The sequence below is a fragment of the Pseudomonas putida genome, from assembly GCF_001636055.1.
Lineage (GTDB): Bacteria > Pseudomonadota > Gammaproteobacteria > Pseudomonadales > Pseudomonadaceae > Aquipseudomonas > Aquipseudomonas machongensis.
The window spans coordinates 2,798,428-2,817,110 of the sequence record NZ_CP011789.1 but is presented as its reverse complement, the minus strand read 5'-3'; the positions used below and the strand labels follow the sequence as shown (position 1 = coordinate 2,817,110).

At 67.8% G+C, this 18,683-nt stretch carries 5 protein-coding genes; 4 read left to right on the top strand and 1 reads right to left on the bottom strand.

The genetic code is table 11. The annotated features are described in order from the left end of the window. Position 1: 1 nt before the first annotated feature. Complete coding sequence (locus AB688_RS12595) at positions 2 to 15,484, bottom strand: non-ribosomal peptide synthetase (protein WP_063544436.1); 15,483 nt, start codon at positions 15,482 to 15,484, stop codon at positions 2 to 4. Between the two features lie 565 nt (positions 15,485 to 16,049). Between AB688_RS12595 and AB688_RS12590 the strand changes: the two genes are divergently transcribed. The 4 genes from AB688_RS12590 to AB688_RS12575 are packed head-to-tail and all read left to right on the top strand — an operon-like array spanning position 16,050 to position 18,671. Beyond that, positions 16,050 to 17,246 (top strand): PepSY-associated TM helix domain-containing protein, encoded by a 1,197-nt coding sequence (locus AB688_RS12590; RefSeq protein ID WP_054893236.1) that lies wholly within the window; start codon positions 16,050 to 16,052, stop codon positions 17,244 to 17,246. Further along, positions 17,243 to 17,785, top strand: a complete 543-nt coding sequence (locus tag AB688_RS12585; RefSeq protein ID WP_054893235.1) for a hypothetical protein — start codon at positions 17,243 to 17,245, stop codon at positions 17,783 to 17,785. Before AB688_RS12590 ends, AB688_RS12585 begins: the two co-directional genes overlap by 4 nt. After that, on the top strand, positions 17,785 to 18,105 hold the full coding sequence (locus AB688_RS12580) for a hypothetical protein (protein WP_054893234.1): 321 nt from the start codon (positions 17,785 to 17,787) through the stop codon (positions 18,103 to 18,105). The genes AB688_RS12585 and AB688_RS12580 overlap by 1 nt, the downstream gene beginning before the upstream one ends. Further along, a complete protein-coding gene (locus tag AB688_RS12575) occupies positions 18,102 to 18,671 on the top strand; it encodes a DUF6162 family protein (protein ID WP_063544435.1) in 570 nt (189 codons plus the stop codon). Before AB688_RS12580 ends, AB688_RS12575 begins: the two co-directional genes overlap by 4 nt. The last annotated feature ends 12 nt before the right edge of the window (positions 18,672 to 18,683 follow it).

Below are 18,683 nucleotides of genomic sequence, written 5' to 3'. Positions count from 1 at the left end.
CTCAGTTCGTCTCCAACTCGGTGAGGAAGTCATGCATATCGCTCAGATCCTGCTCGAGATCGGTGGTCCGCAACCCTTCCAGCGCTTGCGCATAGCCCTGCAGGTCGTCGGCCTGGAAGATCAGCTCCAGTGGCACCTGTACCTGCAGTTGCGCCTGTGCGGCTGCCGTGGCTTGTGTCGCCAGCAGCGAATGCCCGCCCAGTTCGAAGAAGTTGTCGTCACGCCCCAAGCGGTCGACCTTCAGCACCGCAGCCCAGATATCGGCGATGGCGCTTTCCAGCTCGCCTTGCGGCGCGCGGTAGTCGCGTTGCATCAGGCTGGCATCCGGGGCCGGCAGGGCCTTGCGGTCCAGCTTGCCGTTGGGTGTCAGGGGCAGTGCTTCGAGGAAGACCAGATAGGTGGGGACCATGTAACCCGGCAGTGTCTCCTTAAGACGAACGTTGAGCTGCTCGCGCAATTTAGCCTCGCCGAGCGCCAGGCCTTGCGCGCTGGCCAGCACGTAGCCCACCAGTTGCGGGCCACCGACGCCAGGGCGGGCCAGCACCACCGCTTCACGCACGCCGTCCTGGGCCTGCAGGCGCGCCTCGATCTCACCCAGTTCGATGCGGAAGCCGCGGATCTTGACCTGGTGATCGACCCGTCCCAGGTAGTCGACCACACCATCGGCGCGCTGGCGCACCAGGTCGCCACTGCGGTACAGGCGTGCGCCCGGCACACCGTAAGGGTCCGGAACGAAGCGCTCGGCGGTGAGCGAGGGGCGGTGCAGGTAGCCGCGCGCCACCCCTGTGCCGCCGAGGTACAGCTCGCCCGCGACGCCCTGGGGCAGCAACGCCGCCGAATCGTCGAGCACATAGGCACTGCGGTTGCCGATGCGGCTGCCGATCGGCGCATAGGCTGCCTGGCAACGTTCGGCGCGATCGGCTTTCCAGATCAGCGGGGTGACCACGGTTTCGGTCGGGCCATAGCCATTGATGATGTGCTCGGGCGCAAGCACGGCCTTGACCAGCTCGAACGCGGCTTCCGGCACCGCGTCGCCACCGAAGCAGTAGATGCGCACCGGCGGCGGGTTGCCGTGCTCACGCACGTGTTCGGCCAACTGCTGCAGGTATACCGGCGGGAATGCGGCGACGGTGACGCCATGCCGGTGCATGGCCGCGCAGGCCTGCTCGGCGGTCCACAGTTGCGGATCGCGAATCAGCAGGCGGCCGCCGTGCAACAGGCAGGTCAGCCAGCGTTCATGGGCACCGTCGAAGGCGAACGACATGAAGTGCAGCTCGCAGTCGCGTGCGCTCATGGCGTAGCGCTCACCAATCGCCAGGCAGTGCATGGCCAACGGGCCATGGGCCACGGCAACGCCCTTGGGCTGGCCGGTGGAGCCGGAGGTGTAGATCACGTACGCCAGGCCCTCGGCGTGCACCGGGCGCTGCGGCGCGCTGCTCGGCAGCGAGGCGCTGGCCAGTTGGTCGATGCACAAGGTCGCCACGGTTTGCGCGGCAGGCAGGCGCGCCAGCAACTGCGAATGGGTGAGCAACAACGCCATGCGCGAGTCCTGCATGAGGTAGGCCAGGCGCTCTTCGGGGTACTCCGGGTCGAGCGGCACATAGGCCGCGCCGGCCTTGAGCACCGCCAGCAACGCAACCAGCATCTGCGGGCCACGCTCCAGCGCCACCCCCACCAGCGCCTCGGCGCCCAGCCCTGCCTCGATCAAGCCATGGGCCAGGCGGTTGGCCTGCTGGTCGAGTTCGGCATAACTCATTTGCTGCTCGCCGAACAACACCGCCACCGCCTCCGGCGTGCGCTGCGCCTGGGCCTCGAACAACTGGTGCACTGCACGAGGCGAATCGAAGCGTGCATCGACGTGATTCCACTGCTCCACCAGTTGCGCACGCTCCTGCCCGGTGGTCAGCTCCAGCGCACCGATGGCCTGGCCTGGAGCCGCCTCGAGCAGTTGCTCGAGGACCTGGCGCAGGTGCCCGGCGACCTGCACGATGCGCGCATCGTCGAACGCTTCGCGCAGGTAGCTGTAGTGCACCTGCAGGGTCTGCTCCAGGGCGATGGCCAGGGTCAGCGGGTAGTTGGTGCGCTCGTGGCTGTCGATGGCGCCGAAGCCCAGGGCGGGCACCTCGGCCTGGCGCAGGGCCTCGGCCACCGGGTAGTTCTCGAACACCACCAGGGTGTCGAACAGCGCCTCGCCGCCCTGCCCGGCCCAGCGCTGGATATCGTACAGCGCGGTGTGCTCGTGCTCGCGCAGGGCCAGGTTGTGCTGCTGCAACTCGGCAAGCCATTCGCCCAGCGCCTGCTCGGCTCGCACCTGCGCCACCACCGGCAGGGTATTGATGAACAGCCCGACCTGGCGTTCGATACCGACGATCTCCGCCGGACGCCCCGAAACCGTGGCGCCGAAGCACAGCGCCTGCTGGCCGGTGTAGCGCTGCAGGAGGATCAGCCAGGCGCCCTGCAACAAGGTGTTGACGGTCACCTTGTGACGGCGCGCCAACTCGCCCAAGCGCTGGGTGAATGCGGCATCGAACTGCTGGTAGTGATCGCCAAACGGCGCTTGCGCCACGGCTTCGCGGCGCACGAAGGCCTGGGCCAGTCGGGTCGGGGCCTCGAGCACACTCAGTTGCTCGGTCCAGAAACGCTCGCTCAGCCCGGCATCCTGGGCCTGCAGCCAGGCCAGGTAGTCGCGGTAACGCCCGACATGGCCGATCTCGCGGCGCGCGGCGTAGCGCTGCAGCACCTCACCCAGCAGCTGCGAATTGCTCCAGCCGTCGAGCAGGATGTGGTGATGGGTGTAGATCAGATGGTGACGCTCATCAGCCGTACGTACCAGCACCAGGCGCAGCAGCGGCGCGCGGGCAAGGTCGAAGCCCTGGGCCTGTTCCTCGGCCGCCAGGCGATCGAGGGCGGCGGCCAGGTCCTGGTCGCCACGCAGGTCGAGCACGCGGAACGGCACCTCGACCTGCTTGTGCACCAGTTGCAGCGGCCGCTCGACATCGCCCTGCCAGAGGAACACGCTGCGCAGGCTGTCGTGGGCGTCCAGCGCCTGCTGCCAGGCCTCGCGGAAACGCGCCGGGTCCAGGCCGTCGATGTCCACCCGCATCTGGTTCACGTAGTCGCTGGCGTCCTGCTGGTACAGGCTGTGGAACAGCATGCCCTGCTGCATCGGCGACAACGGCACGATGTCTTCGATCTGCCGCGCAGCGACCGGCAGCGCATCCAGTTGCGCCTGGGCCAGCGGGTAGAGCGGGAAGTCCGAAGGTGTCACGCCTGCTTGGCCAGGCTGGCAGCAATGCTCGACCAGGGCCTGCAACTGCTCGGCGAAATCGCGGGCCAAGGCTTGCAGGGTGGCGTGGTCGAACATCTGCGTGCTGTAGGTCCAGCTCAGGTCCAGTTCGCCGTCGTACACCTGGCCGTTGATGCCCAGCCAGTTGGCCAGCGGCGCCTGGGCGCTCTGCTCGGCGCCACTGGCCTCGCCGCTCGGGCTGAACAGCGCGCCATCGTCGGACTGGAAGCTGCCATCGAACTGGCCCAGGTAGTTGAAGGTCACGCGTGCCACCGGCAAGGCCTGCAGCGCTTCACGGGTCGCGGCATCGGCGAAGCGGCGCAGGGCGCCGAAGCCCAGCCCTTTGTTGGGCACGCTGCGCAACTGCTCCTTGATCTGCTTGAGCGAGTCGCCCAGCGCTTCGGCCGGGGTCAGGCACACCGGGAAGACGCTGGTGAACCAGCCGACGGTACGGGTCAGGTCGAGGTGCTCGGCCAGTTCTTCACGGCCATGGCCTTCCAGCTCCACCAGCACGCTGCCCTGCCCGCTCCAGCGGCACAGGGTGCGGGCCAGGGCGGTCAGCAGCAGATCGTTGACCTGGGTGCGATAGGCGGCCGGCGCTTCCTGCAGCAGGCGCTGGGTCGTGGTTTTGTCCAGGCGCGTATGGACCATCGCCGCATGGGCGTTGTCCAGCACCGCCGTTGGTGCGGCGCACGGCAACTCGGCGGCGCCCTGCAGGCGTTGCTGCCAGTAGCCCAGCTCAGCGCTGTGCTCGGTGGCGTAACGACGCAATTGCTCGGCCCAGTCGCGTTGCGAGCTGGTCTTGCCCGGCAAGGCCAGGGGTTTGCCGCTGCTCAGTTGCTCGAAGGCCAGTTGCAGGTCTTCGAACAGGATGCGCCACGACACGCCGTCCACCGCCAGGTGGTGGATCACCAGCAACAGGCGCTGGCTGCCGTCCGGCAGGTCGGCCAGCACGGCACGCAACAACGGGCCATCGCCCAGCGACAGGCTGCGCTGGGCCGATTCGGCCAGGGCTTCCAGTTCGTCGGCAGCGTTCAGGGTGCGCTGCCACATCAGCTCGGTCGGCTGCTCGCCAAGCGGGCGGTAATGCGCCTGCCAGCCTGCCTCGCTTTCGGTGAAGCTCAGGCGCAGCGCATCGTGGTGCGCGACCAGCGCCTGCAATGCCTGCTCCAGGTAACCCGCATGCAGCGGCTGGGCCGGCTTGAGCAGCACCGACTGGTTCCAGTGATGACGCTCGGGGATGTCGGTGTCGAAGAACGCTTGCTGGATCGGCAGCAGCGGCATCTCGCCAGTCAACGGGCCCTGCTCGATCAGTTGCGCACCCTCGCCTTCCTGGGCCACGGTCGCCAGCCCTTGGACGGTCTGGTGCTGGAACAGCGCCTTGGGCGTGAAGCGGATACCCGCCTGACGCGCCCGGCTGACCACCTGGATCGAGATGATCGAATCGCCGCCCAGTTCGAAGAAGTTGTCGGTCACGCCAATCGGCGAAACCTTCAAGACTTCCTCCCAGATCGCCACCAGGCGTTTTTCAAGCACGCTGCGCGGTGCTACCTGGCGCGTCGGGGCACTGGCCTGCGGCGTGGGCAGCGCCTTGCGGTCGAGCTTGCCGTTGGGGGTCAGTGGCAGACGTTCGAGGAACAGCCAGTGGGTCGGCACCATGTAGTCCGGCAAGGTCTGCTTGAGCCAGGCCTTGAGCGGCTCGGCATCGTCGTGCAATGCCGCAGCAGCGACATAGCCGACCAGTTGCGTACCCAGTTCGCCCTGACGGGCGACCACCGCCACCTCACGCACCTCGGGGTGCGCCAGCAGGCGTGCCTCGATCTCCCCCAGCTCGATACGGAAACCACGCACCTTGACCTGATGGTCGATACGCCCCAGGTATTCGATCGACGCGTCTTCGCGGTAACGCACCAGGTCGCCGGTGCGGTACATGCGCCCGCCTTCACCGGTGAACGGGTCGGCGACGAAGCGCTCGGCACTCAGCCCTGGCCGACGCAGGTAACCGCGCGCCAGGCCCTCGCCGGCCAGGTACAGCTCGCCCGCCACACCCACCGGCTGCGGCTGCAGGTGGCCATCCAGCACATAGGCGGCGGTGCCCGGCAGCGGCCGGCCAATGCTGGCCCGGCCGTTGGCCTGGCGCAGCACGCAGGTCGAATAGGTGGTGTCTTCGGACGGCCCGTAGAGGTCGTGCACGCGCTCGATACCCGGCAGCGCATACAGCGCATCGACCAGCGACTGCTTCAGCGGTTCGCCCGCCAGGTTGATGGTACGCACACTGGGCGGAATCGCCCCGGCCTGCAGCAGCGCGGCAATCGCCGACGGCACGGTGTTGATAAGGGTCACGCGCTCGCGCGCGGGCAGCTCCGGCAGCGCCAGGGCGTTGTCGGCGAGGATGAAATGACCGCCGCCGGCCAGGGTCACGAACAGCTCCCAGACCGACAGGTCGAAGCAGATCGAGGTACTCGCCAGCACGCCTTGCAGGTCGTCCTGGCTGTACAGCTCCTGGGCCCAGCGCACCAGCGCCACGGCATTGCCATGGGTGATCGCCACGCCCTTGGGCAGGCCGGTGGAGCCGGAGGTGTAGATCACGTACGCCAGGTGCTCGGCATCGTCATGCTGGACCGGCGCATGGGTCGGTTGCAGCGCCAACTGCGGGTCGTCATCGAGCAACAGCAGCGACTGGCCTTCGCTGATCACCGACGCCAATTGCGCGGCCTGATCGGCCTGGGTCAGCAGCAGGTGTGCCTGGCTGTCGCCGAGCATGTGCGCCAGGCGCTCGCGCGGGTAGGCCAGGTCCAGCGGCACATAGGCGCCACCGGCCTTGAGCACCGCCAGCAAGGCCACCACCAGTTCGGCGCTGCGCGGCAGTGCCACACCCACCCGCACTTCCGGGCCGACACCCAGGGCGCGCAGGCGATGGGCCAGGCGATTGGCCTGCGTGTCGAGCTCGCGGTAGCTCAGCTCACGCGCGCCGCAGATCAGCGCCAGGGCCTCGGGGGCCTGCGCGGCGCGGGCCTGGATCAGACCGTGCAGGCTGGCGTGGGTCGCAGGCGGCAGCGCTGCCGAATTCCACGCCTCAAGCATGCGCTGCTGTTCATCGGCGGCCAGCAGCGGCAGCCGCGCCACCGGGCACTGCGGGTCGTGCACCACGGCCTGCAGCAGGTGCTGCCAATGGTCGGCCAGACGCTCGATGGTGGCGTGGTCGAACAGGTCGGTGGCGTAGGTCAGCGACACTTCGATGCGTGCCTCGACCTCGGTGGTGTCCAGGCTCAGGTCGAATTGCGCGGTGCCGCTGTCCCAGCTGAGCGGTTCGAGCGTCAGGCCTTGCAGGGAGGTCGCGGTGGCAGGCGTCACCTGATGGTTGTGCATGACCTGGAACAGCGGGCTGTAGCTCAGGCTGCGCTGGGGCTGCAGGGCGTCGACCAGTTGCTCGAACGGCAGGTCCTGGTGGGCCTGGGCGCCGAGCACGGCCTGGCGTACCTGTTGCAGCAGTTGATCGAAACCGGCCGCGCCGTCGACCTGGGCGCGCAGCACCTGGGTGTTGACGAAAAAGCCGACCATCGACTCGGTCTCGGCCCGGGTGCGGTTGGCCACCGGTACGCCGACGCGGATATCGGACTGGCCGCTGTAGCGGTGCAGCAAGGCCTGGAACGAGGCCAACAGGTAGACGAACAGGGTCACGCCCTGGGCGCTGGCCTGCTCGCGCAGCGCTGCCACCAGCGGCTCGGCCAGGCTCAGGTCGAGGCGCGCGCCGCGCTGGCTCTGCTCGGCAGGCCGCGGGCGGTCGAACGGCAGCTCCAGCACAGGCTGTTCGTCGCCCAGTTGCTCGCGCCAGTAGGCCAGTTGCCGAGCGCCCTCGCCCGCCTCCAGCCATTGGCGCTGCCACTGGGCGAAGTCGGCGTACTGCAAGGCCAGGGGCTCGAGCGCCGCGGCCTCGCGACGGCAATGGGCGAGGTAACGCGCCTGCCACTGCTCGACCAGCAGTTGCATCGACCAGCCGTCGGAGACGATGTGGTGCTGGGTCATCACCAACACATGGTCCCGTTCGCCCAGCACCAGCACGCGAACCCGCAGCAACGGCGCCTGGAACAGGTCGAACGGACGACGAATCTCGCGTTGTACTTCGCGGCGGATGGCCGCCTCGTCGGCCTGCGCCTCCATGGCCTGGTAGTCGATCGCGAAGGTCAGCGCCGGGGCGATGACCTGACGGACCTCGCCGTCCTCTTCGACGAACGCGGTACGCAGCGAGGCATGGCGATCCACCAGGTCCTGCACGCTGCGCGCCAGGGCGTCGCGATCGAGCACGCCGCGCAGGCGCAGCGCCGCCGGAATGTGATAGGACGCACTGTGCGGCTCCAGTTGCCACAGGAACCACTGGCGCTCCTGGGCGTAGGACAACGCCAGCGGCCGGTCATGGCCCACACTGACCAACGCCGGCCCCGCCTCAGCGGCCTGGGCCTGGCAGGCCTCGGCGAACGCCTCAAGCACCGGCGCCTGGAACAGCACCCGCACCGGCACCTCGCGCTGCAATTGCTGGCGAATGCGCACCACCACCTGCATGGCCAGCAGCGAATGCCCGCCACGCTCGAAGAAATGATCGGCCAGGCCGATCTGCGGCACGTCCAGCACCTGGGCCCAGATGTCCGCCAGCGCCGCCTGCAAGGCATTGCGCGGGGCGATATAGGCAGCGCTGCTCGCGTCCGCCTCGGGCAGTGGCAAGGCTGCGCGGTCGAGCTTGCCGTTGTTGTTCAGCGGCAATTGCTCCAACACCACGAGGTGCGCCGGCACCATGAACTCCGGCAGCGACTGGCGCAACGCGTCGCGCAGCGCGGCGACGAAGGCCGTGCGCGCATCGCCCTGCACTGCCTCGCTGGCAACCGGCACGACGAAGGCCACCAACTGCGCCCCCTGGCCAGTCGCCTGGGCGATCAGCGCAGCAGCACGCACCCCCGGCTGGGCCTGCAGGCAGGCTTCGATCTCGCCCATTTCGATGCGCATGCCGCGAATCTTCACCTGATGATCGATTCGCCCGACATACTCCAGTGCCCCTTCGGCGTTGTAGCAGGCCAGGTCGCCACTGCGATAAAGCCGTGCGCCCGGCTCGCGGGCGAACGGGTCGGGCAGGAAGCGTTCGGCCGTCAGGCCCGGACGCTGGTAATACTGCTGGGCCAGACAGGCCGGGGCGGCGATGCACAGTTCACCGACCGCGCCGGCCGGCAACAGCTCGCCAGCACCGTCGAGCACATAGAGGGCGCGGCCAGCAATGGCCCGGCCAATCGGCACGCCGTGGCTGTCGCTGGCATCGCCCAGGCGGCAGGCATGCACGCTCGAGACCACGGTGGCCTCGGTCGGGCCATAGGTGTTGATCAGCGCGACCTCGCCAAGGCCCGCAGCGTGCCAGAGGCGCAGCCCTTCCACCGACATCGCCTCGCCGCCGACGTGCACCTGGCGCAATGCGCCCAGGCCGCGGCCCGGCTGCGCGGCGCACTCTTTGGCCAGCAGGTACCAGTAGGCCGCTGGCAGGTCGGCCAAGGTGACCTTATGCTGCACGATGTGCTCGGCCAACTGCTGCACATCCCACAGCACCTCGCCCCGCATCACCAGCGCCGCCCCCAGGGCCAGCGGCGGGTAGCACTGCTCGACGAAGCCGTCGAAGCTGAAGGTGGCGAACTGCAGCACGCGGTCGTTGGCGCCCAGGTGCGAATACTGCGCGCCGCTCTGGCAGAACTCGCGCAGGGCGGCATGGCTGATGGCGACGCCCTTGGGCCGGCCGGTGGAACCGGAGGTGTAGATCACGTACGCCAGGTCCTGGGCGTGAGGCTGCACGAGCGGGTCATGCTCGGGCTGCACGTCCAGCACCAGCTCGCCGGTCACCAGGCGCGGGACTTCGGGTGGCAGGCTCAGCCCCTGCAACAAGCCGTCGTCGCACAGCAGCAAGTCGAGCTGGCTGTCTTCGATCATGTAGCGCAGGCGCTCATCCGGGTAGGCCGGGTCGAGCGGCACATAGGCAGCGCCACTCTTGAGCACGGCCAGCAGGCTGACGATCAGTTGCGGGCTGCGGCGCAGGGCCAGGCCGATACGTTTGCCCGGGCCCATGCCCTGGGCGATGAGCAGGTGCGCCAGGCGGTTGGCCTGACGATTGAGCTGGCCATGGCTGAGCGAGTGGCCCTCGCACGACACGGCAAGAGCGTCGGGGCTGCGCGCGGCCTGGGCGGCGATGCGCTGGTGCACCAGCGGTGTGGCAGACAGGTCGATCGCTTCGCCCTGGCTGTGCGCCAACACCGCCTGCTGCGTGGTGTCATCCAGCAGGCGCAGGCTGCCCAGCGCGGCCGAGGGCTGCTCGATCATCTGCTCGAGCGCCTGGCAGAAAGCGGCGCACAACTGCTCGACCTGCGCAGCATCGAAGTGTGCCAGGTCGTAGGCGAACTCCACGCTCAATCGCGCGCCCAGCTCGATGCCAAGGGTCAACGGGTAATGGGTGCGCTCGTGATTGCGCAGCGCACCCACCTGCAACCCGGCCGGCGCGCCATCACGCAGGGCCTCGGCCACCGGGAAGTTCTCGAACACCATCAAGGTGTCGAACAGCACGCCGCCCTGTTGGCCGGCCCAGCCCTGGACCTTGTACAGCGGCACATGCTCGAACTCGCGCAGGTCGAGGTTGAACGCCTGCAGCGTTTCCAGCGCCTCGCCGACCGACTGGCCAGGTGCTGCGCTGCACAGGACCGGCAGGGTATTGATGAACAACCCCAATTGCTCCTCGATCCCCGGCAATGGCGCCGAACGCCCACTGACGGTTGCGCCGAACGCCACGCAGGCCTGGCCGGTGTGACGTTGCAATACCAGGCCCCACGCCGCCTGGAACAGGGTGTTGAGGGTGACTTTGCGCTGGCGGGCGAACTGCCCCAGGCGCTCGGCGAAGGCACCGTCGAATACATGCAAATACTCGCCACTGCCCTGCCCTTGCGCGCGACGCAACGCCGAGGCCAGCAAGGTCGGCCCCTGCAACGGCGCCAGTGCGGCCTTCCAGAAGCGCTCGCCGGCGTCCACGGGCTGGCGTTGCAACCAGCCCAGGTAGTCGCTTAAACGCCCGCTGGCGGCAGCCACCGGTTGCCCGGCGTAGGTCTGGATTACCTGAGCCAGCAGGCTGGCATTGCTCCAGCCATCCATGAGGATATGATGGCTGGTGTAGATCAGGTGCCAACCACCGCCCTGCTGCGCCACCAGCTGCAGGCGGAACAGCGGTGCCTGGCGCAGATCGAAGCCGCGAAGGCGTTCGCCGGCGGCCAGGGCATCGAGGTCGTGCACGCCCTCCAGCACCTGCAGCGGCAGGTCGAGATGGCGCTGCACCAACAGCTGCGCCTCGCTCAAGCCTTCCCAATGCACGCTGGCGCGCAGGATCTCGTGGCGCGCCATGGCCTCGCTCCAGGCCTGACGCAAGCGCGCGGGCTCCAGCCCCTGGATATCCAGGCGCAGCTGGTTGATGTAGGCACCGGCCCCGGGCTCGTACTGGGCGTGGAAGAACATGCCCTGCTGCATCGGCGACAGCGGATAGAGCGCTTCGATAGCGCTGGCAGCGACCGGCAGCGCGTCGAGCTGCGCCTGGTCGATGCGTGCGAGCGGGAAGTCGGACGGCGTCGCCTGGCCGGCTGGGGTTTGCAGGCAGTGGGCGATCAGTTGCGCCAGCTCGTCGCGGTAGGCCTGGGCCAGGCCTTCGATGGTGGCATCATGGTACATCTGGCCGCTGTAGCCCCAGCGCAGCGACAGCTCGCCGGCATAGACCTGGCTCTCCAGGGTCAGCCAGTTGGCCAAGGGGGCCTCGGGATCCTGGGCCTGGCCGCTGCGCTCGGTGGCGGGCGCCCAGAGGGCCTGGGCATCGAACTGCTGGTCGAACTGCCCCAGGTAGTTGAAGGTGATGCGCGCAGGCGTGACCTGGCCGAGCGCCTGGCGCTGGGCCTCATCGCCCAGGTAGCGCAGCAGGCCGTAGCCCAGCCCCTTGCCCGGCACCGCACGCAACTGCTCCTTGACCGCCTTGATCGAGGCGCCCACATCGTCACTGACGCTCAGGCGCACGGGGAACAGCGTGGTGAACCAGCCCACGGTGCGCGACAGGTCGACATCCTCGAACACCTCTTCGCGACCATGCCCTTCCAGCTGCACCAGCACCGCTTGCTGCGCGCTCCAGCGCGCGACCACCCGAGCCAGCGCGGTCAGCAGCAGGTCGTTGATCTGTGTGCGGTAGGCGGCCGGGGCAACGTGCAGCAACTGACGGGTCAGCTCGGCGTCCAGGCGCGTTTCCAGGGTGCGGCCATGGCGGTTGAGCGCGGCGCCCTGGGGCATGTCGCACGGCAGGTCATGCTCGACACGCTGGGCGCACCAGTAGTCCAGCTCGCCGGCCTGCTGCGCGGCCAGCGCAGGCAGCCGCGCGGCCCAGGCCTGCCAGGCGCTGGTCTTGGCGGGCAGCGCCTGTTGTGTGTAGGCGTGCTGCAAGTCTTCGAGCAGTACGCGCCAGGACACGCCGTCGACCACCAGGTGGTGGATCACCAGCAGCACGCGCTGGCTGCCATCGGCCATGTGCACCAGTACCGCGCGCAGCAGCGGCCCGTCGGCCAGGTCGAGGCTGCGCTGGGTGGCGTCGCAGAGCGTCGCCAGCGCCTGGGCATCGGCGGCCGTCTCTTCGCGCAGCAACCCGGCAGGCAGCGCACCGTGCTCGGCTTGCCAGTGGCCATCGCGCAACTGGAAGCGCAGGCGCAGGGCGTCATGTTGCTCGACCAGACGCACCAGCGCCTGCTGCAGGCGAGTGCCATCCAGAGCCTGGCGTGGGGTCAGCAGCAGCGACTGGTTCCAGTGCGCCCGTGCAGGCACCGCCTGCTCGAAGAAGGCGCGCTGGATGGGGGTCAGCAGCGCCGGGCCCTGCACCGCGCCCTGCTCGGCCTGCACCTGCGTCGCACGCCCGGCAGCGCCAGCCAGGCCGCGCAGGGTCTGGAACTGGAACAGGTCACGCGGGCTGAACTGCAAGCCTTGGCGCCGGGCGCGACTGACCACCTGGATGGCGATGATCGAGTCGCCGCCCAGTTCGAAGAAGTTGTCGTCCAGGCCGACCTGTTCGACCCCGAGCACCTCGCTCCAGACCTGCGCGAGGATCTGCTGCACCGGCGTTTGCGCGGCCACGTAGGCGCCGCGTGGTGCCGCATCGGGCTGCGGCAGCGCCTTGCGGTCGAGCTTGCCGTTAGGCGTCAGCGGCAGGCGCTCGAGCGGCATCAGGTGGGTGGGCACCATGAACTCGGGCAGTGCCTGCAACAGCCAGTCCTTGAGCCCCTGCTGCCAGCCATCGGGCTGTTCGTTGAGCACCAGGTAGGCCACCAGCTGCTTGCCGTCCAACGCCAGCACCACGGCCTCACGCACCCACTCATGCTGGGCCAGGCGCGCCTCGATCTCGCCCAGCTCGATGCGCAGGCCGCGAATCTTCACCTGATGGTCGAAGCGGCCGAGGTATTCGATCACGCCATCGTTGCGCTGGCGCACACGGTCGCCGGTGCGGTACAGGCGCTGGCCAGACACGAAGGGGTCGGCGACGAAGCGCTCGGCCGTCAGGCTCGGGCGGCGATGGTAGCCTCGGGCCAGGCCGACACCCCCCAGATAAAGCTCGCCGGAAACACCGGGGGCGACCGGCTCGAGGCCGGCGTCGAGCACGTAGGTGCGCAGGTTGGCGATCGGCAGGCCGATCGGTACGCTGTCGCGGCCTTCGTCGCGGCAGGTCCAATGGGTGACGTCGATGGCTGCCTCGGTCGGGCCATAGAGGTTGTAGAGGGCTGCGCCCGGCAGGCGGGCGAACACCTGCAACTGGGCATCCACCGGCAGGGCCTCACCGCTGCAGACGATACGTCGCAGGCTGCTGCAGGCTTCGACACCCGGCTCGTGGATGAACGCCTGGAGCATCGAAGGCACGAAATGCAGGGTGCTGACCTGGAAGCGGCGAATGGTCTCGATCAAGCGCGCCGGGTCGCGATGTTCACCTGGCGCGGCCACTGCCAGGCGCGCGCCGGTCATCAGCGGCCAGAAGAACTCCCACACCGACACGTCGAAACTGAAGGGCGTCTTCTGCAGCACGGTGTCGTCGGCGCCGATGGCGTAGGCCTCCTGCATCCAGTGCAGGCGGTTGGCCAGGGCCCTATGGCTGTTGCCAGCGCCCTTCGGCCGTCCGGTCGAGCCGGAGGTGTAGATGACGTAGGCCAGTTGCTCGGGGTCGATATCCGCTCTCGGGGCACTGGTGGGCTGCTCGTCCAGCGGCAACCGGTCGAGCGCCACGCACTGCACGCCCTGGGGCAGCGGCAGGCTGTCGAGCAGTGCCTGCTGGGTCAGCAGCAGGTCGATGCCACTGTCCTCGATCATGTAGGCCAGGCGTTCTGCGGGGTACTCCGGATCCAGCGGCACATACGCAGCACCGGCCTTGAGGATGCCCAGCAGCCCCACCACCATTTCGACGCTGCGCTGCACGCTGATGCCGACCAGGCTGTCGCCCCGGGCACCCTGGGCGCGCAGGTAGTGGGCCAACTGGTTGGCGCGGGCGTCGAGCTGGGCGTAGCTGAGCGCGTGCTCGCCAAACACCAGGGCCGTGGCCTGCGGCGCGCGGCGTGCCTGGTCTTCGAACAACTGGTGCACCGGGCGTTCGAGCGGGTAGTCACGGGCGGTGGCGTTCCAGTCCTGAAGCACGGTGGCAAGGCTGGCGTCATCGAGCATCGGCACCTGCCACAGCGCTTGCTGTGGCTGCTCGACCAGGCCCCGCAGCAAGGCCTGCCAGTGCCGGGCCATGCGCTCGATGGTGGCGGCATCGAACAGGTCGCTGGCATAGGTGAAGGCTGCGTGCAGCACCCCACCTTGCTCGTAGGTGTCGAGGCTGAGGTCGAACTGGGTGGTGCGGCTGCGCCATTGCAGCGGCGCCAGTTGCAGGCCGGACGCCAGGGTGACGGTGGTCAGGTCGGCGACCTGCGGCTGGTGGTTGTACATCACCTGGAACAGCGGTGCGTGGCTGAGGCTGCGCTCGACCTTGAGCGCCTCGACCAGGCGCTCGAACGGCAGGTCCTGGTGCGCCTGGGCGCCCAGCACGGTCTGACGTACCGCTTGCAGATAGGCCAGCACGTCCTGTTGCGCTTGTGGCTGCAGGCGCAGTACCTGGGTGTTGACGAACAGCCCGATCAGCCCTTCGACCTCGGCGCGGTTGCGGTTGGCCACCGGGCTGCCGATGCGCAGGTCGCATTGGCCGGTGTAGCGTTGCAGCAGCATGCCGAAGCTGGCGAGCAGGACCATGAACAGCGACAGGTTGTGCTGGCGGGCAAAACCGCGCACCTGCTCGGTCAGTGCCGCGTCGAGCGGGAATGACTGGCGGCTGCCGCTGAAGCTGGGGGTGGCCGGGCGGGCGTGGTCCAGCGGCAGCTCCAGCACCGGCTGCTCCTCGCCCAGCTGGGCCTGCCAGTACTGCAACTGGCGCTCCATCTCGCCCGCTTCGAGCCAGCGGCGCTGCCACAGGGCGTAGTCGACGTACTGGATGGGCAGTGCTGGCAACTGCGGTGCCTGGCCTGCAGCAAAGGCGTCATAGGCGCGGCTGAACTCATCGATCAGCACATTCATCGACCAGCCGTCGGAAACGATGTGGTGCAGGGTCAGCAGCAGTACGTGCTCCTGCGCATCGAGGTGCAGCAGGCGCACCCGCAGCAGTGGTCCGTGCGCAAGGTCGAACGGGCGTAGCGACTCGGTTTCGGCTTCGGCACGAACCTGTGCCTCACGCTGGTCGGCGGCGAGATTGCGCAGGTCGACGCGCTCGATGTTCACGCGGGTGAGCGGGCGATGGGCCTGCTCCAGGCGATCATCGGCCTGGGGTTCGAAGACGGTCGTCAGGCTTTGGTGACGGGCCAGTACGGTGGCGAAGGCCTGCTCCAGAGCGGCGGCGTCCAGTTGACCTAGCAGGCGTACGGCGCCTGGGAGGTTGTAGGCGCCGCTCTGGGGGTCCATTTGCCAGAGCACCCACATGCGTTGCTGGGCGTAGGACAGCGCCTGGCGGTCTGGGGCCTCGACACCGGCGGGGATGGGGAACTGGGAAAAGTCGATGCCCTCCTTGGCCAGGGTCTCGAGGAACACGCGGCGCTTTTCCAGCGGCAGTTCAATGAAACGGCGGGCCAGTTGCAGGGACTTCTCGGGATTCATCAGATTGCTTCCGTACGAGTGGGGTATCGGGCGGGGCCCGGCTATCCCTACGAAACGGATACATCTTGCAAAAAGTTAGGTTTTGGGGGGCGCTGGGTGGTGCTCGAGGCGCGTGAATATCCGATTTGGGTAGCGACGTGGAGTCACCTTTTCGCCCTTACGGCGACCTACTTTTTTTCTTGGAAAAAAGTAGGCAAAAACCGCCTGCTCCCACATACGGCCCCTGCGCTGCGCTCCGGGGTTCCCTCGCGCCGGCGCCTTCCGGGCCTTCGCGGACTCCGACTTGCTGCGCAAGTCTACTTCTCGCGACTTCGGCGGGACGCCGAAGGGCGCTGCGCGCCAGGGCCCTACAGACGCCTCTGCTCGGCCTCCTGAGGTCGCGATGGGTGGTGGCTGGGATATTGCGCGCTTAGAAGCAAGGGCAAGAGCAAGAGCGGGAGGGGTGGGGCTTGAAACATTTGCTTGCATTTGAGGCTTCAGGTTTTTGATTCTCATTCGTCCTATTAATTGCAGCCTTCAAGGTTGAGACGAAACTCGACCGCAATTTTCCTCAGAAGAACGAGTGATGGCCCGACAAATTAAAAAATCCAAGTCCAAACTGTGGTTTCTGGTGCACAGTTGGCTTGCCCTGCCGATCTGGTTCTTTGTCCTGATCGTCTGCTTTACCGGGATGCTTGCGGTGGTCAGCCAGGAGATCGTCTGGCTGGCGAACCCCGACGTGCGTGCCAGCCAACCGGACGACAACGCCGAGCGGCTGAGCTTCCAGCAGGTCTTGAGCGCGTTGAACAAGGCCGAACCGGACATGGCGGTGCGCTTCATCAGCCAGCCGGATGGCTCGCACTTCGCCCTCGAAGCGGCAGTCACCTACCCCGACGGCACGTCGCCGACGCTCTACGTCAACCCCTACACCGGCGCCATCCAGGGCAAGACCCCCGACTTCAACTTCCAGGCCTTCACCCGCGCCCTGCACGGCTGGTGGCTGGTGCCGTTCACCAACGGCTATAGCTGGGGCTGGTACCTGGTGTCGTTGCTTGGCCTGCCGATGCTCGCTTCGCTGGTCACAGGGCTCGTGGTGTACAAGAAGTTCTGGCGCGGGTTCTTCAAGCCGGTACGCACACAGCACGGCTCGCGGATCTTCTGGGGTGACCTGCACCGTCTGGCCGGGGTGTGGTCGATCTGGTTCATCGCGGTGATTTCGATCACCGGCACCTGGTTCCTGATCCAGGCCATTCTCGGCGACAACCACGTCACCATTTCCACCGAGCCGATCGTGCCGGTCATCGCTCGCGAACAAGTGCCACAGAGCCCCGACGGCAATCCGGTGCCGCGTATCGACCTGGACGAGGCCGCCCGCATCGCACAGGAGGCCATCCCCGGCCTGGACATCAGCTTCATCACCCTGCCAGCCACCGCCTACAGTCATATCAGCATGGGCGGGCGTGGCTGGTACCCGTTGATGTTCCAGACCGCCGAGGTCAACCCGTACACCCGCAACGTCGACAGCCAGTTCCTGCTCGGCGACCGCTCGACCCTGGAGTTCGTCACCGAATCCATGCGCCCGCTGCACACCGGTGACTTCGGTGGCCTGCCGATCAAGCTGATCTGGTTCTTCTTCGGCCTGGTACTCACCCTGATGGTGCTCAGTGGCCTGCTGATCTGGACCAAGCGCACCGCCCAGGCCACCGCCGCAGCGCTCAAGCGCAGCGAGCGCCCGGCACGCGTGCGCAGGCATGAAGACACCCCCGTGGAGGCCCAGCCATGAGCCAGACCCAGACTCAAACCCTGCCGCCCAGCGGCCTGAAGCAGTGGTGGCTGAAATGGCGCTTCCACTTCAACATCCTGCTGATCCTCATCCCGCTGGGCTTCATGCCCAAGTACTTCGCCGATGCCAGCCTGTTCCGCGGCGACAGCGGCCTGGGTGCCAACGTAGTCAAGGATATCCAGGTCGACCGCTGGCGCCTGGACCTGGCCGAGTTGCGTGACGAAGCGCCACGCGCCGACGGCCCGGCCGGGCACTTCAAGGTGTTCAACGCCGCGCTCTGCCAGACATGCACCGAGGGCGCGAAGGCCATCTACCTGCGCATCGGCAAGCCGCGCAACCTGCGCGCCGCAGGCTCGATCTTCTTCGGCTCGCCCTACCGCATGAGCACCTCGCTGCCGATCCCACCGCGCACCCGTCCCGACGCCGAAATCTGGATCACCATCGAAGGCTGGGACGGCAGCATGCACCAGGCATCCGTACCGCTGGCCAAGGCATCGCCAGCCACCGTCGCCTGGCTCGAGAAACAAGGAGGCAAATGATGAAACACCTGTTGCGCAGGCTTGCCCTGCCCCTGCTGACCTTCACCGCCCTGCCGGCATTGGCGCACAACCCGATGTGCGACTGCGTATCGGTGGCGGGCGATCAGATCACGTGCACCGGCGGCTTCTCCGACGGTAGCGGCGCGCCGGGCGTGACGCTGGATGTGATCGGCTACGACGAGCAAGTGCTGGTCGGCGGCAAGCTCGGCGACGACTCGACCCTCACCTTCAAGCGCCCCGACGGCGAGTTCTACGTGCTGTTCGACGCCGGTCCCGGCCACGTGGTGGAAGTCGACCATGCCGATATAGGCGCGCCATGAGCCGCGCCCAGGTCATCCGCCCGGCCGGCGCCGGGCATGAAACCCTCTATGTACTGCTGGCTGCGCTGTTGATCGCCGCCCTCGCCGCGACCGTGGTCGGGCTGCGTGGTGAACGGGTCGACGAGCAGACCATCGCCAGCCACCAGATCGACGCTCGCCGTGACCTCAACGCCGCCGAACAGGGCGTCTACACCGACCTGCACGTGGCCACCGAGGAAATCCTCGCCCTGCGCCAGGAAAATGGCCAGGCGCCCGCTGTGCAGGCACTGGCCGATGATGCGCTGCCGCCCTTCGTCGACGACACCAGCAGTGCCAGCCGGGGCCGCCATCAGTGGCAGTGGCTGGCCAGTGGCGCCTACCTGGGCTCAAGCCAGGACGCCGACGTTGCCGGCAGCTTCCTGTTGATCCTGCCGCAGGCCGACACCGCACCGGCCCAGGTGTGGCTGCGCCGCGACCGCAGCACCCGGGCCCCCGACGATCTTGGCCAGGCCGCGCTGATCGCCGCCGGCTGGCAGGAAATCGTCAGCCACTACGACGCCGGGGTCACCCGCGAACACCGTCACTGAACCCAAGGACCG